General features: G+C 72.9%; 18 protein-coding genes and 1 pseudogene. 12 read left to right on the top strand and 7 right to left on the bottom strand.

Annotation, left to right across the window (positions count from 1 at the left end):
- The first annotated feature begins 101 nt into the window (after positions 1 to 101).
- From ACFT9I_RS14040 to ACFT9I_RS14025, 4 genes are all read left to right on the top strand, one after another.
- Positions 102 to 596, top strand: a complete 495-nt coding sequence (locus ACFT9I_RS14040; RefSeq protein ID WP_382563925.1) for a subtilase-type protease inhibitor — start codon at positions 102 to 104, stop codon at positions 594 to 596.
- Positions 597 to 1,017: 421 nt separating this feature from the next.
- The gene (gene tgmA, locus ACFT9I_RS14035) at positions 1,018 to 1,209 is read left to right on the top strand and encodes a putative ATP-grasp-modified RiPP (RefSeq protein ID WP_330177187.1); all 192 of its coding nucleotides are present in this window, start codon (positions 1,018 to 1,020) and stop codon (positions 1,207 to 1,209) included.
- A gap of 16 nt (positions 1,210 to 1,225) precedes the next feature.
- Positions 1,226 to 2,158, top strand: a complete 933-nt coding sequence (gene tgmB / locus ACFT9I_RS14030; RefSeq protein ID WP_382563923.1) for an ATP-grasp ribosomal peptide maturase — start codon at positions 1,226 to 1,228, stop codon at positions 2,156 to 2,158.
- A gap of 571 nt (positions 2,159 to 2,729) precedes the next feature.
- Positions 2,730 to 4,565 carry an RICIN domain-containing protein gene (locus ACFT9I_RS14025; RefSeq protein WP_382563921.1) on the top strand — a complete coding sequence of 612 codons (1,836 nt, stop codon included), beginning with the start codon at positions 2,730 to 2,732 and terminating at the stop codon, positions 4,563 to 4,565.
- A 233-nt stretch (positions 4,566 to 4,798) separates the two neighbouring features.
- Here the strand turns inward: ACFT9I_RS14025 and ACFT9I_RS14020 are convergent, their stop codons facing one another.
- Positions 4,799 to 5,602: a UbiA family prenyltransferase gene (locus ACFT9I_RS14020; protein ID WP_382564037.1), complete on the bottom strand. Its 804-nt coding sequence runs from the start codon at positions 5,600 to 5,602 to the stop codon at positions 4,799 to 4,801.
- A 430-nt stretch (positions 5,603 to 6,032) separates the two neighbouring features.
- Between ACFT9I_RS14020 and ACFT9I_RS14015 the strand changes: the two genes are divergently transcribed.
- Genes ACFT9I_RS14015 through ACFT9I_RS14005 form a run of 3 tightly spaced genes read left to right on the top strand, consistent with a single transcriptional unit; the run spans position 6,033 to position 8,650 of the window.
- Positions 6,033 to 7,103 (top strand): type III polyketide synthase, encoded by a 1,071-nt coding sequence (locus ACFT9I_RS14015; RefSeq protein ID WP_382563919.1) that lies wholly within the window; start codon positions 6,033 to 6,035, stop codon positions 7,101 to 7,103.
- A 12-nt stretch (positions 7,104 to 7,115) separates the two neighbouring features.
- Positions 7,116 to 7,640, top strand: a complete 525-nt coding sequence (locus ACFT9I_RS14010) for an isoprenylcysteine carboxyl methyltransferase family protein (protein WP_382563917.1) — start codon at positions 7,116 to 7,118, stop codon at positions 7,638 to 7,640.
- Complete coding sequence (locus ACFT9I_RS14005) at positions 7,637 to 8,650, top strand: NAD(P)/FAD-dependent oxidoreductase (RefSeq protein ID WP_382563915.1); 1,014 nt, start codon at positions 7,637 to 7,639, stop codon at positions 8,648 to 8,650. The genes ACFT9I_RS14010 and ACFT9I_RS14005 overlap by 4 nt, the downstream gene beginning before the upstream one ends.
- Before the next feature lie 34 nt (positions 8,651 to 8,684).
- On the opposite strand, the gene ACFT9I_RS14000 is transcribed toward ACFT9I_RS14005, so the two are convergent.
- Positions 8,685 to 9,167 carry an NUDIX domain-containing protein gene (locus ACFT9I_RS14000; protein ID WP_382563913.1) on the bottom strand — a complete coding sequence of 161 codons (483 nt, stop codon included), beginning with the start codon at positions 9,165 to 9,167 and terminating at the stop codon, positions 8,685 to 8,687.
- A 20-nt stretch (positions 9,168 to 9,187) separates the two neighbouring features.
- Complete coding sequence (gene lnt / locus ACFT9I_RS13995) at positions 9,188 to 10,825, bottom strand: apolipoprotein N-acyltransferase (RefSeq protein WP_382563911.1); 1,638 nt, start codon at positions 10,823 to 10,825, stop codon at positions 9,188 to 9,190.
- A gap of 246 nt (positions 10,826 to 11,071) precedes the next feature.
- On the opposite strand from lnt, the gene ACFT9I_RS13990 reads away from it, so the two are divergent.
- Positions 11,072 to 12,115 carry an O-antigen ligase family protein gene (locus ACFT9I_RS13990; RefSeq protein WP_382563909.1) on the top strand — a complete coding sequence of 348 codons (1,044 nt, stop codon included), beginning with the start codon at positions 11,072 to 11,074 and terminating at the stop codon, positions 12,113 to 12,115.
- A gap of 165 nt (positions 12,116 to 12,280) precedes the next feature.
- Here ACFT9I_RS13990 and ACFT9I_RS13985 read toward each other — a convergent pair.
- Together ACFT9I_RS13985 and ACFT9I_RS13980 are read right to left on the bottom strand one after the other, a co-directional pair.
- Positions 12,281 to 12,823, bottom strand: a pseudogene (locus tag ACFT9I_RS13985) (hypothetical protein); the annotation flags it as partial.
- Positions 12,824 to 12,958: 135 nt separating this feature from the next.
- Positions 12,959 to 13,747 (bottom strand): glutamate racemase, encoded by a 789-nt coding sequence (locus ACFT9I_RS13980; RefSeq protein WP_382563908.1) that lies wholly within the window; start codon positions 13,745 to 13,747, stop codon positions 12,959 to 12,961.
- Between the two features lie 58 nt (positions 13,748 to 13,805).
- Here ACFT9I_RS13980 and ACFT9I_RS13975 point away from each other — a divergent pair, with 58 nt between their 5' ends.
- Complete coding sequence (locus ACFT9I_RS13975; protein ID WP_382563906.1) at positions 13,806 to 14,978, top strand: glycosyltransferase; 1,173 nt, start codon at positions 13,806 to 13,808, stop codon at positions 14,976 to 14,978.
- Positions 14,979 to 15,003: 25 nt separating this feature from the next.
- Here ACFT9I_RS13975 and ACFT9I_RS13970 read toward each other — a convergent pair whose 3' ends face one another.
- Positions 15,004 to 16,284 (bottom strand): TerD family protein, encoded by a 1,281-nt coding sequence (locus tag ACFT9I_RS13970; RefSeq protein ID WP_382563904.1) that lies wholly within the window; start codon positions 16,282 to 16,284, stop codon positions 15,004 to 15,006.
- 253 nt (positions 16,285 to 16,537) lie between these two features.
- On the opposite strand from ACFT9I_RS13970, the gene ACFT9I_RS13965 reads away from it, so the two are divergent.
- From ACFT9I_RS13965 to ACFT9I_RS13955, 3 genes are all read left to right on the top strand, one after another.
- The gene (locus ACFT9I_RS13965; protein WP_382563902.1) at positions 16,538 to 17,068 is read left to right on the top strand and encodes a DUF6643 family protein; all 531 of its coding nucleotides are present in this window, start codon (positions 16,538 to 16,540) and stop codon (positions 17,066 to 17,068) included.
- A gap of 509 nt (positions 17,069 to 17,577) precedes the next feature.
- The gene (locus ACFT9I_RS13960; protein WP_382563900.1) at positions 17,578 to 18,186 is read left to right on the top strand and encodes a hypothetical protein; all 609 of its coding nucleotides are present in this window, start codon (positions 17,578 to 17,580) and stop codon (positions 18,184 to 18,186) included.
- A gap of 155 nt (positions 18,187 to 18,341) precedes the next feature.
- Positions 18,342 to 20,771: a right-handed parallel beta-helix repeat-containing protein gene (locus tag ACFT9I_RS13955; RefSeq protein WP_382563898.1), complete on the top strand. Its 2,430-nt coding sequence runs from the start codon at positions 18,342 to 18,344 to the stop codon at positions 20,769 to 20,771.
- Here ACFT9I_RS13955 and ACFT9I_RS13950 read toward each other — a convergent pair.
- Entirely contained in the window at positions 20,741 to 23,224 is a 2,484-nt protein-coding gene (locus ACFT9I_RS13950) for a hypothetical protein (protein ID WP_382563896.1), read from the bottom strand. The genes ACFT9I_RS13955 and ACFT9I_RS13950 overlap by 31 nt on opposite strands.
- Positions 23,225 to 23,367 lie beyond the last annotated feature (143 nt).

Raw genomic sequence — 23,367 nt, 5'->3', positions numbered from 1 at the left:
ACGCGGAGCGACCAAAACCGGTCACAGAGCGGGCGGAGCACCCCTGGCGTGAGCAAGACTCACGTCCGTTGTCCGAGACATCGACCCAGGGAGTGTTCGAAATGCGGAGCATCGCAAGGGCTGCGGCCTGTGGAGCCGTACTGGCGCTCAGCAGTCTTTCCTTCACCGGCGCGGCCGGCGCCGCCTCGACGGGGGCGCCCGCCGAAGGCGCAGCCATCGGAGGCGTGCCGGCGCCGGGCGGCACCTCGCCCACCGGAGCGGAGACCCTGTACGCGCCGTCGGCGCTGGTGCTGACCGTCACAGACGGTGCTGACCACAAGACCGGTACGGTACGGCGCGCGGTCACGCTCAGTTGCGCGCCCACCCCGTCGGGCAGCCACCCCGACGCGGTCGCCGCGTGCTCCGAACTCAAGAAGAACAGCGCCAAGTTCGACTCCATCACCGCATCCGGAACGAACCGCGTCTGTACGAAGGAGTGGGAGCCGGTCACGGTGACGGCCGACGGCGTGTGGGAAGGAAAGCGCGTCGAGTACGTCCACACCTTCTCGAACTCGTGCGCCATGGACGGGGGCAGAGGCGCCGTCTTCACCTTCTGAGGACGTCGGGCGGCCGGGTCACCGGACCGCCCGGCGGCCTGCGGAGGCCGACGATCGGAGGCGGCCGGGGCAGGGGATTCTCCCCCGCCCCGGCCGTCCGGCGTCCGGGCGCCGCGACGCCGCCCGACGTCTCCAGATCCGCGGCCTCCGGAAGTGAAGACCACTGGCGGAATCCAGACAGGATGTCGCAATACCGGCCCCGGAAGCCGTCGAACTCGACCTCTTCACAACGGACTTGAGAAGTTCTCGCGACCCCGGTCCCGCCTTCCGGCGTGCTGTCCCCCCAGGTCCGGAGGACGGTAGGGCGTCCTCCGCCTGACGGTTCGTCATATGTGACTTTCCGTGCTGAGACCATTACATCTTCGCCACGTATTGTTACCTCCGTGACAGAAACAGACTCGTGGGGCAGTGGAGGAGAATCATGCGACCGTTCGCGTTGAACTACGCTTTCCCGGCTCCGAGCTCACCGGTCGTCGGACCTTTTACCTACGACTCCACGCTCCAGTTGAACGTCCTGCCCGACGGACGACCCGCCATAGCCGACCGCGCGCTGCTGCTGGCCGCCGGGTCCACGACCTCGACGGCCGGCTCCAAGACGCACTTCGACGACTGACCGCCCTGGCTATCCGATGACTGTGCTGATCCTGACCGCCGAACAGGACGTCACCGCCGACCTGGTCGTGGCCGAACTGCACGGGCGCGGCACGCCGCTGGTGCGCTTCGACCCCGCCGATCTGCCGGGCGAGGCGTCGATGTCCGCCGAGTACGTCAGCGGCGACTTCCGCGGCCATCTGTCCGCGGGAGGGCGCCTGTTGAGCATGGACGGGCTGCGCTCGATCTGGGTGCGGCGGCCCGGCGCGAGCGCGGCCCACGCGCCCAGCCCCTCGCCCTGGCTCACCGCCGAGTCCGCGCACGCCTTCTTCGGCATGCTCTACTCCACGACGGCGCGCTGGATGAACCATCCGCAGGCGGCGGCGCAGGCACGCCTCAAGCCCTGGCAGTTGCGGGTGGCGCACCAGAGCGGGTTCGCCGTGCCGCCCACCCTCGTCACCACCTTCCCGCGCATCGCGCGGCTGTTCGCCGCCGAGCACCGGGACATCGTGGTGAAGTCGATCACCGGCCCGCCGCCCGGCGATCCCCCGGTCTCGCTGCCGACCACCCGGGTGGGTCCCGGCGCCGACTTCGAGTCGGTCGCCGCCGGACCCACCCTGCTCCAGCGCTACATATCCAAGCGCGCGGACATCCGGCTCACCTGTGTCGGCCATCAGCTGTTCGCCGCGCGGAAGGTCGCCTCGCCCGGCCAGGTGGACGGCCGGTACGGCGAGACCGGCCACGCCTGGGAGCCCGTCGAGGTGCCCGACCGCATCACCCGCGCCGTGTACGGCTACATGCGCGTCGCCCATCTCGCCTACGGGGCCTTCGACTTCGCCGAGGACACCGACGGCACCTGGTGGTTTCTCGAATGCAACCAGGGCGGCCAGTTCGGCTTCGTGGAGCTGCAGACCCGGCAGCCGATCGCCGAGGCAGTGGCCGGCTGGCTCGCTTCACCGCCACCCGTCTAGACCTCTGCCCGGCGAATCCCCGCAGGCCCGGGGCGTATCGGGACGCCCGGTCGACGGGCGAGGGACTCCCCCGTCGACCGGGCCCCGTCGCCGGCCGTAGAGTTGCCGATGCGGTGCGACTGCGAAGATCTTGGTACGGTACGGCCCCTCGGGGCCTCGTCGGCGACCCCATTCGCCGGTTACCCGCGGTATTTTCCCACGGTCGGAATTGGACCCCCGCGGTACAAATCCTTGCCCGACCCGTTCTTCAACAGCGCATCGAATAGCCGCGGTTGGAGATCTCTTGTTTCACCCACACGGGCTGTGCAATGGTGAACGCGCTCGGTCGGCAGCAATGCCCAGAGCGCTCAACCGTTCGATTCGGCGACGGTACGACCGCCCGGAAAGGCTCTCCGGCCGTTGTTATCCCGCCGCTCTCCGCCCACGGGTCGCATTCCTGGAGGCTCCACCCCGTCCAAAGGTACGCACCAAACGGACCACCCCCCTTTCAGTCGGCCGGAAATCACTGCCGCCACCCTCGCGTCAAGGGACTGGACACCCCCCACTCAGTGCCCTGGAAGGCAGGACCTCTATGCAGGATCCTCGTACGTCCAGATCCACCCCGCCCCCGCCGGCCGGTCCGCCCGGCCCCCGCTCCGAAGGCTCGGACGCGGATCTCGTCGCCGCGCTGAGGACCCGCGACAGCGACGAAGAGGACCACGCCACCGCGCTGTTGCTCGCCCGGCACTGGCAGGCCCTGCTCGACTACGCCGAGATCCGCTCCCCCTCGGCGAACGCCGCCTCGATGCTCGCCACGGCGGCCTTCGGCAAGGTGCTCGACACCCTGCGCCGCCCCGGTCCCGTCCCGGCCCTGCGGCCCGAATTCCTTATGACCGCCCGCCATATGGCCAGCGCCTGGGCGACCGAGGGACAAAAGGCGGCCGAAGGACAAAGGACCGACACGGTCTGGGAGCACCGGGCACGGCCTGCGGGCACCGGCCCGGGGAGCCCCGACGCGCCGGAACCCCTGGAGAATCGGCGGCTGGCCTTCCACGCCTTCCAGGCAATGCCCGCACCCGCGCGGTGCCTGCTCTGGCATACGGACGTCGAGGCGGAGCCCATAACCGTACCGGCCGGTCTGCTCGGCATTGATCCGGAAAGCGCGCTCACCGAACGGGAACACGCGGGTGAACTCTTCCGGTCCGGCTGTGTACGCGCGCATATCCAACTCGCGTCGGACCCGGAATGCCGCCACTACAACCGCCTGCTGGACGTGTCACTGCGACGCGGCGGTGCTTTGCTCCCGGACATCCAGCGGCATCTGGCGGTCTGCGCGCACTGCGCGTACGCCACCGAGCAGTTCGTCCACGTCGACGGCCGGCCGGCCGTCCTGCTCGCCGAGGCGCTCCTCGGCCCGCACGGCAGGGGCTACCTCGACTCGCGGCCGGGCAGACGCGGCGGCGCGCGGGCCGCGGGCGGTACGGGTGTACGTCGCGGCGGACGGCACTCGGTGGGCGGACGCCCGAGGGTGCTGCCCCGCGTGACGGTGGTGGCCAGGCGCGTGATGGCCACCCCGGGCAGACCGAGGACCGTCCTGCTCGGCGGGCTCGGTCTGGTGACCGTCGGCCTGCTCGCCGTGACCGTCTCCAGCCTCACCGCCGGCGACAGCGGCGGCGAGGCCATGGGCCCGGCCGCCCCCATCGGCACGGGCACCGACACGGCCTCCCCCGACCCGGGCTCGCAGGGCGTCTCCGGCCCCGGCCAGAAGCCGCCGACGGGCTCCACCGGCATCCCGCCGGGCCCTCTGCGTACGGCGCTGCGCAGCGCGGACGCCGATCTCTGCCTCGACCTCCGGGACACCCGGCCCCACGCGGGGTCCGAGGCGACGCTGGCGATCTGCTCGTCGTCCGCGCAGACCCAGCAGTGGCTGTACGAGGAGGACGGCCTGCTGCGCAACGGCGCCGACCAGGACCTGTGCCTCAACTCCCGTACGGTCGACGGCTCCCTGATCCTCGGACCGTGCACCGAGCCGACCGCCGAGAACGCCGCCGACGTGCGCTACGACGTGACGGTCCAGGGGCATGTGATCCCCCGGTGGGACGATTCGTTGGCCGTCGTCCCGACGACTCCCGAGGCGGGTACGTCGGTCGTGGCGAAGATCCGCGACGAGTCCACGCTCCAGAACTGGGCGACCGACGCGTCGCCGAACAGCCCCAAGTCCCTGCCGATCGTGGGCGGCGGCCAGGCGACGGTGCCGCCGGCCGGCCCGATGTCCGCGCGCCGGGACACGAGAGAGACGGCGGAGCGGAAGCGCGACGGGGGACGCCGGGCCGGTGGCAGTGGTTGCGAGACGCCCGGCCACGACGACAACGATGTCCGCGGCCACGGCGGTCGGGGGAACTGCGACGAGGTTCGCTTCGACGGATGACGGGCGAAGTCCGGGGTCGCCGTCGAGGCCTAGGGGGTGTCTTGCCGGAGCGCCCGCTGCGACAGCGGCTTGTGTCGCGTTGGGGCCGTGGATCGCAAGGCGGAGGAGGGAGACATGGCGGAGCCATGCCGACTCCGACAACGCAGGGGGCACCCCCGTGGCCCCCTCGGGGGCTACGGGGAAGAGGCGCGGCACCAGGGCACGCGAGCCCGGCAAGATCGGCACGACACCCCCTAGGTGACGCCGGTGCCGTGTGCCATCAACAGCCCCACGTCCAGCGCCGCGACGGCGACCGCGGCGACGAAGGGCGCCTTCCCCCGGCGGCGGCCGAGCAGCAGGCCCGCGACCGCGATCGCCCCGGCGGCCAGCGGGACGAGCACGGCACCCGCGCCGGTACGGCCCTGCGGGCCCAGCGTCAGCACCACCGACGCCGCCACCAGCGGGACGGGGAGCAGCAACCGGCTGCCGGTGGCGCCGAGTCGGTGCGGCAGCCCTCGTACGCCGGTGGCCAGGTCAGCGCGGATGTCGGGCAGGACGTCCGCCAGGTGTGCCCCGACACCGAGCAGCGCGCCGCCGGTGACGGCCCACCAGGCAGGCCACGGGCTGCCGGGCAGGCTCAGTGAGACCAGGGCCGGCAGGCTCGCGAATCCGATCGCGTACGGCAGCCAGGACAGCGGGGTGGCCTTGAGCCGCAGGTTGTACGCCCAGGCCGCGGCCACCGCGATCAGATGCGCGGTACCGGCGAGCGCGCCGCACGCCAGGGAGAGCGGCACACAGAGCGCGAGCGCGCCGAACGCCGCCCGCCAGACCGTCCCTTGGCCGACCGTCCCCGCGGCGACGGGCTTGTCGCGGCGGCCGTTGACGATGTCGCGCCGGGCGTCGTAGGCGTCGTTGCACCACCCCACGGAGAGCTGGCCGGTCAGCACCGCGGCGACGAGCAGCGGCCAACGGCCCGCGCCGTGGCCCGCGGTGAGGGCGAGCGCGAGGGTGAGCCCGGTGACGGCGACGACGGGTCCGGGATGGCAGGAGAGGGCCAGGCCCTGTCCGGTGGATCTTCGGGGATCGGCCCGGGGCGGCTGGTGCGGTGCATCGCAGGGCGGAGGATCGGTCTCGTACCGGGCGTACTTGGCCGGCTCCGACAACGCGGGGGGCACCTCCCGTGGCCCCCTGGGGCCTACGTGCCGTGCCAGGCGTCCCTGGCGCCCGAAGATCCGCCGGACAGGGCCTGGGGCCTGTCCGGCTCTCAGCAGCCGCTCGGGGCGCGGGGTTTGGGCGTCGGCGGGTCCGTCCTCGCGCGTGCTCGACGCCGGGTCGACATCTGCGGTCACATCGGCTGTCCTGTCGGCGTCCACGCGCCGATCGTAGGCGCGCGGGCTCCGTTCACGTGGCAGCCGGACGGGCGACTTATGGTGTCTCATCCCTTCCTAAGGGTGTTGGGAGGGTTATGACATCCTCAGGCTGGAATCGATGACCCGAATCGCCGCCGTGCACGGCGTCCTGGCTCCGTACCGCCACACCCAGTCCGAGATCACCGACATGGTGGCGCGCACCTGTCTGCCGCCCGGGTCCGACCGGCGCGTGCTGGACCGGCTGCACGCGAGCGCGCGGGTCCGCTCGCGCCACATGGCGCTGCCCCTGGACGACTACGCCAAGATCGACGGGTTCGGCGCCGCCAACGACGTCTTCATCGAGGTCGCGGGTGATCTGGGCGCCGAGGCGGTGCGCGGAGCGCTCGATACGGCGGGGCTCCGGCCGGAGGACGTGGACCTGTTGCTGTTCACCTCCGTCACCGGCGTGGCCGCTCCTTCCGTGGACGCGCGCCTCGTCGGGCGGCTGGGGCTGCGTCCCGATGTGAAGCGGCTGCCCATCTTCGGACTCGGGTGCGTCGCGGGCGCGGCGGGCGTCGCACGGCTCCACGACTATCTGCGGGGCTGGCCGGAGCAGGTGGCCGTACTGCTCTCGGTCGAGCTGTGCTCTCTCACCTTCCAGCGCGACGACCCGTCGCCGGCGAATCTGGTGGCGACCGGGCTGTTCGGCGACGGGGCGGCGGCCGTCGTGGCGGTGGGCGAACGCTTTCCCGCGACACCCGGGATCACCGCCGCCGGTCCCTCGGTCGTCGCCACGCGCAGCCGGATGTACCCGGACACCGGCCATGTCATGGGCTGGGCCGTCACGGGATCCGGCTTCCGGGTCGTCCTCGATCCGTCGGTGCCCGACGTCGTCCGCCGCTTTCTCGCCGACGACGTACGCGCCTTCCTCGCGGAGCACGGCCTGACACCCGCCGACATCACCGCGTGGGTCTGCCATCCCGGCGGCCCCAAGGTCCTGGAAGCCGTGGGCGAGTCGCTGGACCTGCCCGAGGGCGCCCTCGACGTCACGTGGCGCTCCCTGTCCGAGGTGGGGAACCTGTCGTCGTCATCAGTTCTGCATGTCCTGCGTGACACCCTCGCCCGGCGCGCCCCGGAGCCGGGCAGCCCCGGCCTGATGATCGCGATGGGCCCCGGATTCTGCTGCGAACTCGTCCTGCTTCGCTGGTGAGTTGGAGAACACATGTGGTGGTACACGGCATTGGTGCTGGCTGTCGCCGGCGAGCGGATCGCCGAACTCGTCGTCGCCCGGCGCAACGCCCGCTGGAGTCTGGCGCGCGGCGGTACGGAGACCGGGCGCGGGCACTACCCGGCGATGGTCGTCCTGCACACCGGTCTGCTGGCCGGCGCGCTCGCCGAAACGGCCCTGGCCGGACGGCCGTTCGTGCCGGCGTTCGGCTGGACGATGGTGGGTGTGGTCGTCGCGGCCCAGGGGCTGCGCTGGTGGTGCATCCGGACACTGGGGCCGCGCTGGAACACGAGGGTGATCGTCGTGCCCGGCCTGCCGCTGGTCTCCGGCGGGCCCTACCGGCTGCTGCGCCATCCCAACTACGTCGCCGTCGTCGCGGAGGGCCTGGCGCTGCCGCTGGTCCATGGGGCGTGGGTGACGGCCGTCGCCTTCACGGGGCTCAACGCCGCCTTGATGACGGTCCGGATCCGGTGCGAGAACGCGGCGCTCGGGGCCGCGCCGGCCGGGGCCCCCGCGTGATCGACGTACTGATCGCCGGCGGTGGCCCCGCCGGTCTGGCCGCCGGGATCCACGCCGCCCTGGCGGGGCTGCGGGCCGTGGTGGTGGAGCCGCGCGCGACCCCGGTGGACAAGGCGTGCGGGGAGGGCATCATGCCGGGCGGCGTGGCGGCGCTGCGCGCGATGGGCGTCGAGGTGTCGGGGCGCGAACTGCGCGGCATCCACTACCGGGACGGTGTGCGCGGCGCCGAGGCGTGCTTCCGGGACGGTGCGGGGCTGGGTGTGCGCCGTACGGAGCTGCACGCCGCGCTACGGCGGCGGGCGGACGCCCTCGGCGTGGAGACGGTCCGGGGCAAGGTCGGTGAGGTACGGCAGAGCGCCGACCGGGTCAGCGCCGGGGGCAGGACCGCGCGGTGGCTGATCGCCGCCGACGGGCTGCACTCGCCGATCCGCCGGGGCCTCGGCCTGGATCTGCCGGACCGCGCGCCGTCCCGCTACGGGCTGCGGCGGCACTTCCAGGTGGCGCCGTGGTCGGACTTCGTGGAGGTCCACTGGTCGCGGTACGGCGAGGCGTATGTGACACCCGTGGGGGACGATCTCGTCGGCGTGGCCGTGCTGAGCCGCGAGCGCCGGGGGTACGGCGAACACCTCGCCGGATTCCCGGACTTGACGCCGCTACTGGGCGAACGCCCGGCGAGCGGCGTACGCGGCGCGGGTCCGCTGCGGCAGCGGGTGAGCCGGCCGCTGGCCGGGCGGGTGCTGCTCGTCGGCGACGCCGCCGGCTATGTGGACGCGCTGACCGGGGAGGGGGTCGCGCTGGCCCTGTCGACGGCCGGGGCGGCGGTGCGCGCGCTGGCGGATGGCCGGCCGCAGTCGTATCCGGCGGCCTGGTCGAAGCTGACGAGACGTCACCGTCTGCTCACGGAGGGCCTGTTGTACGCCACCCGCAGCCCGCGCACGGCACGCCTGGTCGTGCCCGCCGCGGCCCGGCTCCCCGCCGTCTTCGCCGCGGCGGTCCACGCGCTCCAGTAGCGGGGCCCTCCCGCCGGACCGGGCAACCGGGTCCTCAGCCGCCCGTGCCCGGCTGGAACCAGGTGGGCTCGTTCTCAAGTGACTGCTTGATACGGAACCGGGCGAACTCCCGCAGCTCCGGCAGCGCGTCCACGGGGAACCAGGCGACCTCCAGGGACTCCTCGTCGTTGACCCTGGCCTCCCCGCCGATCGCGCGGCAGCGCATCGTGATGTCCATGTACTGGCACTGATCCCCGTTGGGGTACGTGACGGGCTCCGGCAGGGCCTGGACGAGGACGACGCGCTCGGCCTCGCAGCGCACGGCGGTCTCCTCGTACACCTCGCGCTCCGCCGTCACCGCGGGCTGCTCCCCGGGCTCCGAGATCCCGCCGATGATCGACCAGTCGCCGGTGTCGGCCCGCCTGCCCAGCAGTACGCGTCCGTCGTCGTCGAAGACGATCGCGCTGACTCCGGGCAGGAACAGCAACTGGTGACCGGCGGTGGCACGGATCTCTCGGATGAAGTCTGGCGTTCCCATGCCACGACCCTATGCGTGGGTCAGCTCGCCTCGTCAGTGGCGGGGCTCCTGCGGGCGCGTACGGCCCGTACACCGATCCAGCCGAGACCGCCGACGGCGATCGCGACCAGCAGCGCCTCGGGCAGCGTGCCCATCCTGGTGGCGGGCGTCTGCGAGGAGCGCAGCGGCATCTCCCGGACGAGCGCGTCGGGCGTGAACATCTTCGTCTGCTCGACGACCTTGCCGTCCGGCATGATCATCGCACTGACACCGCTGGTGACGGGGACGACGACGGCCCGGCTGTGCTCGACGGCCCGCACCCGGGACATCGCCAGCTGCTGGTAGGTCATCTCGCTGCGTCCGAAGGTGGCGTTGTTGCTCGGCACGGTGATGAGCTGCGCCCCGTGGGTGACGGTGTCGCGCACCGCCCAGTCGAAGGCCGCCTCGTAGCAGGTGGCGAGACCGACCTTGGTCCCGGCCAGGTCGAACACGCCCACCTTGTTTCCGGGGCCGAAGTCACGTCGTACCCGGTCGACGTCGGAGCTGAAGATCCGTACGAAGGAACGCATCGGGATGTACTCGCCGAACGGCTGGACATGGCGCTTGTCGTACGTCGCGACGGGCCCGCTCCCGGGCTCCCACTGGATCAGGGTGTTACGCAGCTTGCCGGTCTCGGGCGAGAGCACGGAGCCGACCACCGTCGGGACGCCGATCGCCTTGACCGCGTCGTCGATGACGAGGCGCGCGTCGCCGTTGCGGTAGGGGTCGAGGTCCGAGGAGTTCTCGGGCCACAGGACGAAGTCGGGCTGCGGCTCCTTGCCCGCCTTGACGTCGGCGGCGAGCTGTTCGGTGCGCGCGGCGTGGTTGTCGAGCACCTGGCGGCGCTGGGCGTTGAAGTCGAGACCCAGGCGCGGCACATTGCCCTGGATCGCGGCGACGGTCGCGGTGCCGTCCTCGGCCGAGTCGTCCACGAGGGGCAGCGCGGCGAGGGCGCCCGCGACGGGGACGAGCACGGACAGCGCGGCGACGGCCACGGCCGCACGCCGGACCGGCCGCGCCGCGCCGTCGGTCCCGGCAGCGCGCGCGGCGCGGTGGGCGAGGACCTGGCGGACCGCCTCGTAGAGGCCGAAGCCGCACAGCGCGACGGCGAAGCCCAGTACGGGCGTGCCGCCCACGGCGGCGAGCGGCAGGAACATGCCGTCGGCCTGGCCGAAGGCGATCTTGCCCCAGGGGAAGCCGCCGAACGGCACGCGGGCGCGGACCGCCTCGCCCAGGATCCATACGGCGGCGGCGAACACCGGCCACGCGGGCAGCCGCGACACGGCGGCGATCCCCACGCCGACGGCGCCGACGAACAGCGCGGACACGGCGGCCAGCGCGACCCACGGCAGCGGGCCGACCTCCTCGCCCGTCCACTTCAGCAGCGGCAGCAGGAATCCGAGACCGGCGAGGAAGCCGAGACCGAACCCGGCACGTGGGCGGCGGCCACGCAACGTCCAGCCGAGCAGGGCGAATCCGGGCAGCGCCAGCCACCACAGCGGGCGGGGCGGGAAGCTCGCGAAGAGCAGCAGCCCGGACAGTGCGGCGGCGCCGGGCCGTACGAACCGGCGCGGCCACCGCCTCCCGCCGGGCGCGGGTGCGGGCTCGACGGGTTCGACGGGGGTGATGGTGGTGCTCACCCGGCGGAGTCTACGGTGGCGCCGTAGGAAGGCGGGAGTCCGGCTACGAGCGGGACGCCGCCGGGAGCCGCCACGGGGTCACCGCGAAGCTGCCGTGGAGCTGCCCGCGCGACGTTTCTGCGCGAGATGTCCACATAACCCCTCCCCTGCCACTAGCGTGTACGGCAGCCCTGGGGCCGGTGTGGTCGTGCCCCGACCGTTCCGGCTGTCGCCGGCAGGGCCGTCTCGGGTCGGGGGGTCTACGGGATGGCTGTACCGGCAAGCCGGTCCGTCGCGCATGAGCAGGGCGGCACCTCCGACGTCGTGGGCGCGGCGGTGTTCGTCGGCTGCGCGGTGTGGGCGCTGGTCAGCGCGGCCGGCCGGGAGGGCAGACCGGAAGGTGTTCTGCTGGCCCTGCTCGCGGTCGCCGCCGGCTATACGTGCGGACGCATCGCGGGGTCCCTGGCGCCGGTCGCCACAGCGGTCACGCTGGCCGTCGCCGCGTACATCCTGGCCGTCGTCGCGCGCCACGACGTACCGGGCGACACGGCGGAGAGCGCGGCGGCGCCGGGTGACACCGGCGCGGTCGCGGCCCTGCTGATCCTCGCCGTGGGCGCCGCCTGCTGCGCGGCGGCCGCCGCGGAAGCGCCCAGGTCCCGGACCGCGCTGCTGGTGGTGGCGGCGGTGGCGGCCGTGACGGGTCCCGTGCTCGGTTCCGTGGCGGGGCTGGTGGCCGCCGTCGGGGTGCTGCTCTGCGCACTCGCGGCGGCGAGAATGCGCCACCGATCGCTGGGGCTGGCGGGTTTCGCCGGCGCGACGTGTCTGATGGTCGGTGCGTCCTGGGCCGTGGCCGTACGGGCGGTTCCCGAAGGGCTGGCGGCGTCGCTGGAGGGGCAGCTCACGGCGCACCGGGTGCTTCTTTGGGAGGACGCGGTGGATCTCGTACGGGCGAATCCACTGCTGGGCGCGGGGCCCGACCGGTTCGGGGAACTGAGTCCGACCGCGCTGGAGTCGCTGAACTCGGACGGCAAGCCGCACTCGGCGCTGTTCCAGCTGGCGGCGGAGCAGGGTGTCGTGGGGGCGCTGCTGCTGGGAGCCGCGTTCGGCTGGCTGCTGTACGCCCTGTGGCGCTCACCGCGCGCCACTCCCGTCGTACTGACCGCCGGAGCCGCGCTGACGGCACTGGCCGCTGTAGCGACCGTGGGCAATGCCTTGAGCTTCACACCGGTGACGGCGGGCGCGGGGCTCCTCGCGGGCCTGGCGACGGCGCGGCCGGCCGACGGGGCGACGCCGGAGGGCAGGCCGGGCTGATCTCGGCGGTGCGGATGATGCGGAACAGACCGGCGGGGGCGGTCAGATGTCGGCGGACCCGCCCATGACCGTTCTGCCGCCCGACGCCTCGCCGAGACCGGGCTTGCCGAGAGTCGGCTTGCCCAGACCGGGCTTGCCCAGGGCCTGCTTGCTGAGGCCCACCTTGCCCGTGGCCGCCGCGCGGAGCCGGTCGCGGATGACGCGGACCGCCGCCTCGGCGTCGTCGACCGTCACCGTGAACGTCCTGCCGTCGCCCAGGCGCAGCACGACACCCTCGCCGCGCCGTACCACCACGGCCGTGCCCTGCTCGGGTCGCCAGCGGTAGCCCCAGCCGCCCCATTGGCGGGGCGTGACGCTGGGTTCGAAGTCGGCGCCGGTCACATGGGTGAGCGGGATACGGCGGCGCGGCAGCCCGGCGTGGCCGCAGCGCACCTCCAGGTGCTCGTGATCGACCTTGACCGCCACGTGTACGAACGCCAGCGTGCCGAAGAGAATCAGCAGTCCGGCGGCCACGCAGCCGACCACCGAGGCGGCCAGCGCGACGACGCCGGCTTCCCAGGAGGATTGGATCGCCAGCTCGACGCCGAGCGCGACGCAGGCGACACCCACCACGGCGAACAGCCACTGAATGCGGTTGGTCGCCCGGCCGGTCCAGATTTCGGGGAGGGGCACTGTGCCAGGCCCCCCTCGTCGGGGGTGCTCCGTCATGGTTGCAGCGTACTCACGAACCGCCCGGGGAGCACCGCCGCGACGGGATCCGGAATGTTGACGTCCACGGAGACCCTTACGTCGCCCGCCCCCGCGCACCACAGTGACGATGGCCACAGACGGCCCGGACAGGACCTAGTGCGCGTGGGTGACGGCCGCGAGCAGCCGGCCCTCCGCGTAGGTCAGTGCCGCGTCCTGCAGCGTGGCGCGCCGGCCGGCCAGCAGGACGGTGAGGTCGCCCGGCCCGGCGTCCGCCGCGGGAGCCGGTATGTCCCCGAGCCTGCGGAGCGCCTGCGCGGCGACGGCGTCGGCGGAGCCGTGCAGCGTCACCTCCGGCAGTCCGGGCTGCCGCAGGGCCGCCCGGATGCGTTCGCCGACGAGTTCGTAATGGGTGCAGCCCAGGACGACGGTCCTTACCTCGCGCGGGATGCGGATCGCCGCCGCCGCGATTGCGCGGTCGATGCCCGCCTCGTCGGCGTGCTCCACCGCGTCGGCGAGACCGGGACACGGCACCTCGGTGACGTCGACCGAGTCGGCGAAGGTACGGATGAGGTCGCGCTGGTAGGGGCTGCCCGTGGTGGCCGGGGTGGCCCAGATCGCGACGGGCCCGCCCCCGGCCGCCGCCGGCTTGATCGCGGGGACCGTGCCGATGACGGGCAGACCGGGCTCCAGGGCGGCGCGCAGCGCGGGCAGGGCGTGCACCGAGGCGGTGTTGCAGGCGACGATCAGCGCGTCGGGCCGGTGCTCGGCGGCGGCGCGGGCCACCGTGAGCGCGCGCCCGACGATGTCCTCCGTGGTACGCGGTCCCCACGGCATGCTGCCGGGGTCGGAGGAGAGCACGAGACCGGCGTCCGGCCGGAGCCGGCGCATGGCGGCGGCGGCGGCGAGCAGCCCGAGACCGGAGTCCATCAGCGCGATCTTCACCCGGTCACCATAGACGACCGCCCTTGCGGTCCCGCCGATGTGGGGCAGACTGCGGCGAATGAGCGCCATCGCCTGGATCGCCGCGGTCTCACTGGCCGCGTGGGGCTTTCTGTTGCTGGGTCAGGGATTCTTCTGGCGTACGGATCAGCGGCTGCCGCCGCGTGCGGCTCCGTCGCTCTGGCCGTCCGTCGCCGTGGTCGTGCCCGCGCGTGACGAGGCGGAGATGCTGCCGGTGAGCCTGCCGTCGCTGCTGGCGCAGGACTATCCGGGGCGGGCGGAGATCTTCCTCGTCGACGATTCCAGCACCGACGGTACGGGCGCCCTGGCCAGGGAGCTGGCCGAGCGGTTCGGCGGGCTGCCGCTGACGGTGGTCTCCCCGCCGGAGCCGGAGCCCGGCTGGACGGGGAAGCTGTGGGCGCTGCGTCATGGCATCGAACTGGCGCGGGAGGGGCGGCCCGACTACCTCCTCCTTACGGACGCGGACATCGCCCATGAGCCGGACAGTCTGCGCGAACTGGTCGCCGCCGCGGGGTCGAACGGACTCGACATGGTCTCCCAGATGGCCCGGCTGCGGGTGGCGACCGCGTGGGAGCGGTTGATCGTGCCCGCCTTCGTCTACTTCTTCGCACAGCTGTATCCGTTCCGCCGGGTCAACAAGCCGGGGGCGCGTACGGCGGCGGCGGCCGGCGGCTGCGTACTGCTGCGGACGGAGACCGCCGAGCGGGCGCGGATTCCCGACTCGATCCGGCAGGCCGTGATCGACGACGTGTCGATGGCGCGCGCGGTGCAGGACGCCGGGGGCCGGATCTGGCTCGGCCTCGCCGAGCGGGTGGACAGCGTGCGCCCGTATCCGCGGCTGACCGATCTGTGGCGGATGGTGGCGCGGAGCGCGTACGCCCAACTCCTGCACAGCCCGCTGCTGCTGGTCGGCACGGTGGCCGGACTCGCGGTCGTGTATCTGGCGCCGCCCGCCGGTGTGTACGCGGGCCTGTCGGGCGGCGACACGGCGGCCGGTCTGCTGGGCGGCGCCGCGTGGGCGGTGATGGCCGGGACGTACGTACCGGTGCTGCGGTACTACCGGCAGTCGCTCTGGCTCGCTCCCCTGCTGCCCTTCACCGCCCTGCTCTATCTCCTGATGACCGTCGACTCGGCCGTGCGGCACTACCGGGGCCGCGGTGCGGCCTGGAAGGGGCGTACGTACGCCCGTCCGGAGGCCGCACCGGAGCGTTGAGGCGGGTCGCTGCCGGGCCCCGGGGTCACTTCCGGCCGGGCGTCCAGTTCATGCCCCAGCCGTAGGCGTAGTCGATGGTGCGCTGCGGGCTGACTCCGCGTTCCGGCACGAGAAAGCGCGCTTCGCGCTGGACCAGCAGATCGGAGCCGGTATTGGTGATCAATGCGAGCGCGCACACGGTGGAGGGAACGGTGCACTCGCCGAGCGAGAAGTCGATCGCGGCGCCGTTCTGCGGCTGGAGCGTGACCGTCGCGTCGAGATCGGCGAAGCTGCGCGCGCCTTCGTAGATCGTCACGAAGATGACGACGCGGCGCAGTTGGTTCTTGTGGTCGAGGTTGATGCTGAGATTCTCGCCGTTGGCCGAACCGCCGGTGCGGTCGTCGCCGTCGAGATGGATGAACGGCGGCTGGTGAAGCGCTCCGAAGGCATTGCCGAGTGCCTGGACGACGCCTTTACGGCCGTCGGTCAGTTCGTAGAGGGCGCACAGGTCGAGGTCGAGGTCGCCGTGCATGGCGACGGCCCGGCCGAGCTTGGCGCCCCAGCCCTTGAACTGCTTGCGCACCTGCCAGCTGAGATTGACGCGCATCTCACCGGAATTCCCGCCCTGCTTGGACAGGGAGACGGTCGGCGCTTCCTTGGTCAGTGTGACCTTGCTGAGCCGTACCGGAGCCGGGGCGGGCGCGGCCGGGGGCGCCGCCGGCGCGGGAGGCGTGTACGAGGGCGGGGCGGGGGCCGCGACCGGGGCCGGCGGCGCGGGGGTCATGGGCGCCGCCGCCTGCTGCGGCTCGTCGACGCTGATGCCGAAGTCCGTTGCCAGTCCTTCGAGTCCGCTGCTGTAGCCCTGGCCGACCGAGCGGAACTTCCAGGCACCCTGCCGCCGGTAGAGCTCGCCGAGGACGAAGGCCGTCTCGACGGTCGCGTCCTGGCTGTCGTACCGCGCGATCTCGGCGCCCGACGCCGCGTCAAGGACGCGTACGTACAGTCCGGGCACCTGGCCGAAGTTACCGCCGTCCGCCGACGCGGCGACGACGATCCGCTCGATGTCGGCCTCCACCCGGGCCAGGTCGACGGACAGGGTGTCCGTCACGGTGCCGGGGCCGGTGCCTTTCCCGTCGTACCGCACGGCGCCCGACGCGTGGGCCGCCTGGTTGTAGAAAACGAAGTCCGCGTCCGAGCGGACCTTTCCCGCCTTCAGCAGAAGGGCCGAGGCGTCGACATCCGGCGTCCCGGGCGCCGAACGCCATCCCAATTCGACACGCACACCGGGTGCCGACACCGGAACATTGGCTCCTTTAAGCATGGACATGCTCGCCCCCATCGAGAGTCGGGTGACCGAAAGTTTTCTGTTGCGCCAAACCTAATCGCTGCGGAGGTCATCGCACCCACGAGGACCCACCGGTAACCCCTCTGGAGCTTGCCCTTTACACGATCACTACGCTGCCGGACGACCGATTTTCCCAAGTTCGCTCGCATTGGGGATCCGAAGTGGCCCAGAGCTCCCGAAAGAACCCCCTTATCGGACTCCCCTCTTGGCACATCGTGGGCTTAACTTAGGTTCCATGACCTCCCCCCGCTCGACCTACGGCGGCGGTTACTACACCGCGCCGTCGTTCCCGGACACCCCCATCTACGACTCCCTGGTCGCGGAGCGGGGCACGCCTCAGATCGCCCCGATCCGAGTGCCTTCCGCCTACGACACCGGCAGCAGCTACCAGAGCAACAGCTATCTGCCGGCGCTGCCTTCGGCGCTTCCCGCTCTTCCGGCGGCTCCTTCGCAGCCCACGCCGTCCTACGGCGGCTACCAGCCGCAGCCGGCGCAGCACCCCGTGCCGCTCCAGCACGCCCCGGCGCCCTACATTCCGCAGCAGGCACCGCAGCCGCCTCGCGGATACCAGGGTGCTCAGCCCTACCAGCCCCAGCAGCAGCAACAGCAGCCGCGCCCCCAGCAGCCCCGCCCGCCGCAGCAGCAGCAGCGACCGGGTTCGGCGACGGGGTACGAGGCGATGCGCCCCGCCTCCCCGCGTCCGGCGCCCGCGCCGGTGCAGTACGACGACCCGTACAACCGGCCCTACCAGAGCCGGGGTTACTGACACACGGGGACATCCCGGAACACCGGAAGCACAGGGCACACCGGGACGAGCCACGACGAGCCGGGGAGGAGCGGAGCAGGCCGGAGGGAGCCCGGGGAGGCCGTCGGCGACGGCGCGCCCCGGGACCGGACGGCCCGTGAACAGGCGCACGGGGAACGGGCGTTGACGTCACTCGTCACTCGTTCGGACCCACCCGCGCATGCCCTCGTGGTGAACGTCTTCGGGACCACGGTTGACGCGTCGCTCGCCGACGCGCGCGCGGGCGAGCACAGCGAGCGACCGGTTCAGCCGCCACCTCGGGGTGGAGGTCCGGCTGACACGCACGAGCGCCCCGGCGCGCACCGCCGCGTACCCTTGCCCGGGCACCGCCGATTCGACGGCGACCCGGATCCGACCCGTCGAACGGACGGGTGATTTCGCTCTCCCTTCCGCCCTTTTGTGCGTGAGCGGGCCTCCGTGGGGCTAAGACGGACAGGGGAACGGACGGAAGACGGAAGGGGTACGACACGATGCGAGCGGTCGTGGGGCTCCGGCGCTGGCGGCACAACCCCCTGCGGAGAAAGACCGATCTCGTCGAGGCGTGGGTCGCGCTCGGCGCCCTGCTCCTGATGCTTCTCGCCGTGCCGGCGATCGGCTGGATCTCGGGTGCGCTGACCGACGACGCGTTCCGCCGGACGATCCACGCCCAGCACGAGGACCGGCACCGCACGCAAGCCATGATGATCCGCCCCGCCAAGGCGCCCACCCGCGTCGCGTCCGACCCCGAGGCCCCGACCCAGCGCGACTCCGGCAAGCCGGTGATCGCCAAGTGGACGGCGCCGGACGGCAGTCGGCACACCCGGCTCGTGCACTCGGCCCCGCAGACCCTCCGGGCCGGCGACACCTTCCCGGTCTGGACCGACGGCGGCGGGCACCTCGCCAAGCGTCCGACGGACCTCGCCACCGCCCGTACGCACGCCGTGCTGGCGGGGCTCGGCGTGGCCGCGGGCGTCGCCGGTCTGGTCGAGGCCGTCCGACGGCTGGTGGTGTGGAGACTCCACCAAGTCCGGTACGCGCGGCTCGACCTGGCCTGGGCCCAGGCCGGTCCCGACTGGGGCCGTACGGGCGCGGGAAGCTGACCGGAACCGCTCTTGGGTCAACTCACCGGTGCCGCGCGCGCTACGGTGGTGCGACCCGGTCCTCTGTCGCGGCCGGGACTTCCTTGAGTTGACCCCCGAGCGGGTCCGGTCGGCACAGCACGCGCAGGCGCACGAGGTGGGGACAGAACAACACCATGGCACAGGGCACCGTCCAGGTGACGCACACCGGCACCTCGCGTTGGCGCCGCCGTACCGGCGAGTACGCCTCTCTCGCCGCGGCCCTGGAGGCCGCGAGCGACGGCGACATACTCACCGTCGCGCCGGGCACCTACCGGGAGAATCTCGTCGTCACGCGCGCCGTCACGCTGCGCGGACCCGAGGGCTCGTCGGGCTCGGTGCGGATCGCGCCGCCGGACGGCGTACCGCTCACGGTGCGCGCGTCGGCGACCGTCCACGACCTGCATGTGGAGGGCCAGGACACCACCGCGCCCGCGCTGCTCGTGGAGGACGGCACCCCGGAGCTGACGGATCTGCGGATCGTCACGCGCTCGGCCGCCGGCATAGAGGTGCGCGGGGCGGCGCGTCCGACCGTCCGCCGCTGCACCGTCGACAATCCGGCCGGGGTCGGTGTCGCCGTACTCGACGGCGCCGGCGGGGTCTTCGAGGACTGCGAGGTCGTCGCGGCGGGGCAGTCCGGCGTCTCCGTACGCGGCGGGGCACATCCCCGGCTCGAACGCTGCCGGATCCACCACGCCTCGGGCGGCGGCCTGACCGTCACCGGCGAGGGCAGCGGTCTGGAGGCCGTCGGCTGCGAGGTGTACGAGATCAAGGGCACCGGCGTGCAGATCGCCGCCCGCGCCGCCGCCCATCTCACCGACTCCAGCGTCCACCGCACATCGGCCGACGGCATCACGCTCGACACGGACGCGGTGCTGACGCTCTCCGACTGCGACATCCACGACATCCCGGAGAACGCGGTCGATCTGCGCTCCCGCTCCGTGCTGACACTGACCCGCTCCACGGTGCGGCGCTTCGGCCGCAACGGTCTCTCGGTCTGGGACCCGGGCACCCGCGTGGACGCCAACCAGTGCGAGATCCACGACAGTACGGGCGACTACCCGGCGGTCTGGGTGAGCGACGGGGCGACCGTCGTCCTCGACTCGTGCCGCGTGCACGACGTACCGGACGCGCTGTTCGTCCTGGACCGCGGCTCGCGCGCCGACGTCGTGGACAGCGACCTGTCGCAGGTGCGCAACACGGCCGTGTCGGTGAGCGACGGCGCGACGGCGCAGCTCGACGACTGCCGGATCAGGGAGGCGTCCACCGGCGCGTGGTTCCGGGACCACGGCAGCGGCGGCACGCTCAACTCCTGCACCATCGACGGTGTGCAGACCGGTGTCATCGTCACCAAGGGCGCCGACCCCACCATCGAACGCTGCACGATCACCTCGCCCGCCGAGGCCGGTTTCTACGTCTCCGCCGAGGGCCGCGGCACCTTCCACGACTGCCGGGTGACGGGCAGCGGCGGCTACGGCTTCCATGTGATGGACGGCTGCCGTACGACGCTGACGCGCTGTCGCACCGAACGCTGCGCGCGCGGGGGTTACGAGTTCCCGGACGGCGGTCCGTCGGGCGCCGAGGGCTCCGGGGCCGGGCCGACCGTGGAGGACTGCACCAGCGACGAGAGCGGTGTGCTGGCCGCCGTGCCGCAGCCGACGGCGGCTCTGACGGCCACGCAGACGACGGGGCTGCTGGGCTCCGTCCCGGCGCAGAGCGCGACGCCGGTGCCGGAAGCGCCGCCTGCCGAGCCGGTACGCGAACCGGGCAAGGTCCTCGGTGAACTCGACACGCTGGTGGGCCTGGAGAGCGTCAAGCGCGAGGTCCGCGCCCTCACCAACATGATCGAGGTCGGCAGGCGCAGGCAGCAGGCCGGTCTCAAGGCCGCCTCCGCCCGCCGCCACCTGGTCTTCACCGGCTCCCCCGGCACCGGCAAGACGACGGTGGCCCGGCTGTACGGCGAGATCCTGGCCTCGCTCGGAGTGCTGGAGCGCGGTCATCTCGTGGAGGTCTCCCGGGTCGACCTGGTGGGTGAGCACATCGGCTCCACCGCGATCCGTACGCAGGAGGCCTTCGACCGGGCCCGTGGCGGCGTGCTGTTCATCGACGAGGCCTACGCGCTGTCGCCCGAGGACTCGGGGCGCGACTTCGGGCGTGAGGCCATCGACACGCTGGTGAAGCTGATGGAGGACCACCGGGAGGCGGTGGTGGTCATCGTCGCCGGGTACACGGCGGAGATGGAGCGCTTCCTCGCGGTCAACCCCGGTGTGGCGTCCCGTTTCTCACGCACCATCACCTTCGACGACTACGAGGCCGACGAACTGCTGCGGATCGTGGAGCGGCAGGCCGAGGAGCACGAGTACCGGCTCGGCGCGGGCACGCCGGAGGCGCTGCTGAAGTACTTCGCCGCGCTGCCCAAGGGGCCGGCCTTCGGCAACGGCCGCACGGCGCGGCAGACGTTCGAGTCGATGGTGGAGCAACACGCCAGCAGGGTCGCCCAGTTGCCGGAGACCAGCACGGACGACCTGACGCTCCTCTACGCGGACGATCTGCCTGAACTGCCGTGACTCCGCCGCTCCGTGGCGGCTCCGTCGCGCTGCGCGGGCAGTGCGGGCGGCAGCCGGTCGAGCAGCGCCGCGCGTTCGACGGCGAAGTCGGGATCGGCCTGGTAGTCGGAGTGGCCGAGGATCGGCTCGGGCAGCGGGTGGCGTTCGGTGCGGCCGTAGGCGAGCGGGTCCTTGAGCGGCCCGTGGTCCACGGCCGGCTCGTCGCCCTCGCCGCCGAGGCGGACCGGGCCGCCGATCGGGTCGGTGGCGCGCCACAGGTTGCGCCAGCAGTGCACCTCCCTGCCCAGGTCACCGAGCGGCGCGGCGCCGAAGTAGGCGGGGAACCAGCGGCCGTACAGCCGCTCCAGCGGTGAGCCGTACGTCAGCAGCGCCACCTGGTGGCGGGTGCCCTCGCGCAGCTGCCAGACCGCGGCCGCGGCCAGCACGCTGCCCTGCGAATGGCCGGAGATGACGAGGCGTCCGCCGGTGCGGGATGTCCAGGAGGCCATCCGCCAGGTGAGGTCGGGTACGGCGCGTTCCGCGTAGCACGGCGGCGCGAAGGGGTGCGAGGCGCGCGGCCAGAAGGTGCCGACGTCCCAGAGGATGCCGATGGTGCGCCGGGCGGAGGGGTCGCGGTACGCGCGGCGGCCCCAGGTCACGAACAGTATGAAACCGAGGCCGATCAGCCAGGAGCCGAGCGCCTGCGCGGTGTCGGCGATCGACTGGATCAGCGCGGGCTCGCCCTCGGCGGCCCGGCCCGGCACGTCCCCGCTCAGCCAGGCCCCGAGGACGGCGCCGATGCCGAGCAGGAGCGTCGCGCCGGAGACGAGTCCGACCAACCAGGGCGCCGCGTCGGTGAGTTCGGCGCGGGCGCGGGCACCGGCGATCCGGCGGGTACGGACGGAGTCCGGCGTGACCTGCTTCTCCCGCGAGCCGTACTCCGCCTCCACGACGGGCGCGAGACGACGGCCGGTGCGCACGGTGCGTACGGCGAGGAACACGACCGGGATCAGCAGGAGCACGAGCAGCACGGGGATGACGGCCGCCTGCCAGCTCAGCAGCACCGGCGGTCCGGCGATCGAGCCCTCCCCCATGCCGGGGGTGCCAGACCCGTCGAGCCAGTCGCCGACGCGCTGCGCCACGCCGCCGGTCATCACTCCGGCCAGGGCGCAGGCCAGCATGGCGACGGCGGGGCCGCCGAGGCCGTACAGCGCGATCCTGGCGTGCGGGGCGCGGCGGTGCAGGACGAGGGCCGCCGCCGCGAGTGCGACGACGAGGGCTCCCTGGGCGAGGACGAGCACCGGGAACGTGATGGCGCCAGGGAGGGTGCCGGAGGAGTGCCAGCCGGGTCGGGACCAGGCCGCGTACACGACCGCGAGGCCGAGCAGCACGAGGGAGCCGGCGGGCAGCCGGCTGATGAGCGCCTTGTCGAGCGTGCCGTCGCGCCTGCGCTCGCTGCGGCCCCTGCTGCACACCACCCAGAGCACAACGAGCGCGCCGGCGACGAGAGTTGCCTGGAGCAGCCAGCCGACGCTCTCGCGGGCGGCGCTCGACGTGCCGCGGTCGTAGCGGGCGGCGGCGCCGGTGACCGCGCCCGCGACGGTGAGGAATCCGGCGGCGGTGTGCGCGGCGCGCAGCCGGGCGACGAGCCGGCGGCCGTACCAGAAGCCGGGCCTGGCGAGTGCGGGGCGGACGGTCGGCGCGCGGCCTGCCTCGGGGGTGGGTTCGGGGGTGGGCTCGGCCGGTCCTTCGTAGGCGTCCGTGGCGTCGGTGGCGGTCGCGGCCTCCTGCTCCGGCCCCGGCCCCGGCCCCGGCCCCGGCAGGCTCCCGCCCGGACCGGTGTCGGTCGGCGGGCGCTGGGCCTCGTAGGCGCTCCAGGTCCGGTTGGACAGATACCAGAGGAGACCCACCAGCGCGGCCGGCAGCAGCGCGGCCAGCGCGAGGCGGCGGCCGGGCTGCGCCCACCAGCCGTCCCGCGCGGCGGACAGGAAGCCGAGCCAGGCCCGGTCGTCCGCGCAGCCGGCGGCGCCCGCGCACTGCCAGGCCACCAGGTCGAGCGCGACCTCGCAGGCGCCGGCCGTGAGCAGCACGGTGAGCGTGAGGGCGAGCAGCCGTACCAGTACTCCGTACAGCCGCTGTGTCCTGGCGAGTCCGTTGGTCGCCGGGCGCATCCAGTGCGCGAGGTTGACGACCATGAAGGGAAGCAGCAGCAGCCACAGGGCGCGGGTGCCGTTGCCGGAGGTGAGGTTGGACCAGCAGTACGCCTCGGGCACCGGCCCGTCCTCGTACCGCTCGGGGTGGGCCTCGGCCTCCTCGTCGACGGGGCGCCGGTAGATGGCCGCCGTCTCGTCGCCCGTGATCCGCACCGTGTACGGATCGGCGAGCATCTCCTGCGGGGTGGCGCCGCCGACCCCGTGGACCAGCAGTTCGAGCGCGGCGCCGTCGCTCCGGCGGACTGGGGGCTCAGGGGACACGTCGGTGACTCGCTCTCAGCTGGCGTCCGGCGGGCGGTGGCCGCCGCCCTCAGCGAACCTCCCCGGGCCGGGGCGGGCCGACACCTGCGTACGGGGCCCAACAGCGTGGGAGGATGAGGAACCCTGATGATCAGCTGTGTACG

The organism is Streptomyces sp. NPDC057137 (assembly GCF_042670825.1).
GTDB lineage: Bacteria > Actinomycetota > Actinomycetes > Streptomycetales > Streptomycetaceae > Streptomyces.
Note: the sequence above shows the minus strand (reverse complement) of the source record. Positions and strands in the feature narration are given on the sequence as shown.

What these genes read in the sequence shown, in the direction of transcription:
- ACFT9I_RS13970 (WP_382563904.1), bottom strand. Translation starts at nt 16,284, where the DNA reads ATGTCCATGCTTAAAGGAGCCAATGTTCCGGTGTCGGCACCCGGTGTG.
- ACFT9I_RS13960 (WP_382563900.1), top strand. Translation starts at nt 17,578, where the DNA reads ATGCGAGCGGTCGTGGGGCTCCGGCGCTGGCGGCACAACCCCCTGCGG.
- ACFT9I_RS14010 (WP_382563917.1), top strand. Translation starts at nt 7,116, where the DNA reads ATGTGGTGGTACACGGCATTGGTGCTGGCTGTCGCCGGCGAGCGGATC.
- tgmB (WP_382563923.1), top strand. Translation starts at nt 1,226, where the DNA reads ATGACTGTGCTGATCCTGACCGCCGAACAGGACGTCACCGCCGACCTG.
- ACFT9I_RS13990 (WP_382563909.1), top strand. Translation starts at nt 11,072, where the DNA reads ATGGCTGTACCGGCAAGCCGGTCCGTCGCGCATGAGCAGGGCGGCACC.
- ACFT9I_RS14000 (WP_382563913.1), bottom strand. Translation starts at nt 9,167, where the DNA reads ATGGGAACGCCAGACTTCATCCGAGAGATCCGTGCCACCGCCGGTCAC.
- ACFT9I_RS13975 (WP_382563906.1), top strand. Translation starts at nt 13,806, where the DNA reads ATGAGCGCCATCGCCTGGATCGCCGCGGTCTCACTGGCCGCGTGGGGC.
- tgmA (WP_330177187.1), top strand. Translation starts at nt 1,018, where the DNA reads ATGCGACCGTTCGCGTTGAACTACGCTTTCCCGGCTCCGAGCTCACCG.
- ACFT9I_RS14025 (WP_382563921.1), top strand. Translation starts at nt 2,730, where the DNA reads ATGCAGGATCCTCGTACGTCCAGATCCACCCCGCCCCCGCCGGCCGGT.
- ACFT9I_RS13965 (WP_382563902.1), top strand. Translation starts at nt 16,538, where the DNA reads ATGACCTCCCCCCGCTCGACCTACGGCGGCGGTTACTACACCGCGCCG.
- ACFT9I_RS13955 (WP_382563898.1), top strand. Translation starts at nt 18,342, where the DNA reads ATGGCACAGGGCACCGTCCAGGTGACGCACACCGGCACCTCGCGTTGG.
- ACFT9I_RS14015 (WP_382563919.1), top strand. Translation starts at nt 6,033, where the DNA reads ATGACCCGAATCGCCGCCGTGCACGGCGTCCTGGCTCCGTACCGCCAC.
- ACFT9I_RS14040 (WP_382563925.1), top strand. Translation starts at nt 102, where the DNA reads ATGCGGAGCATCGCAAGGGCTGCGGCCTGTGGAGCCGTACTGGCGCTC.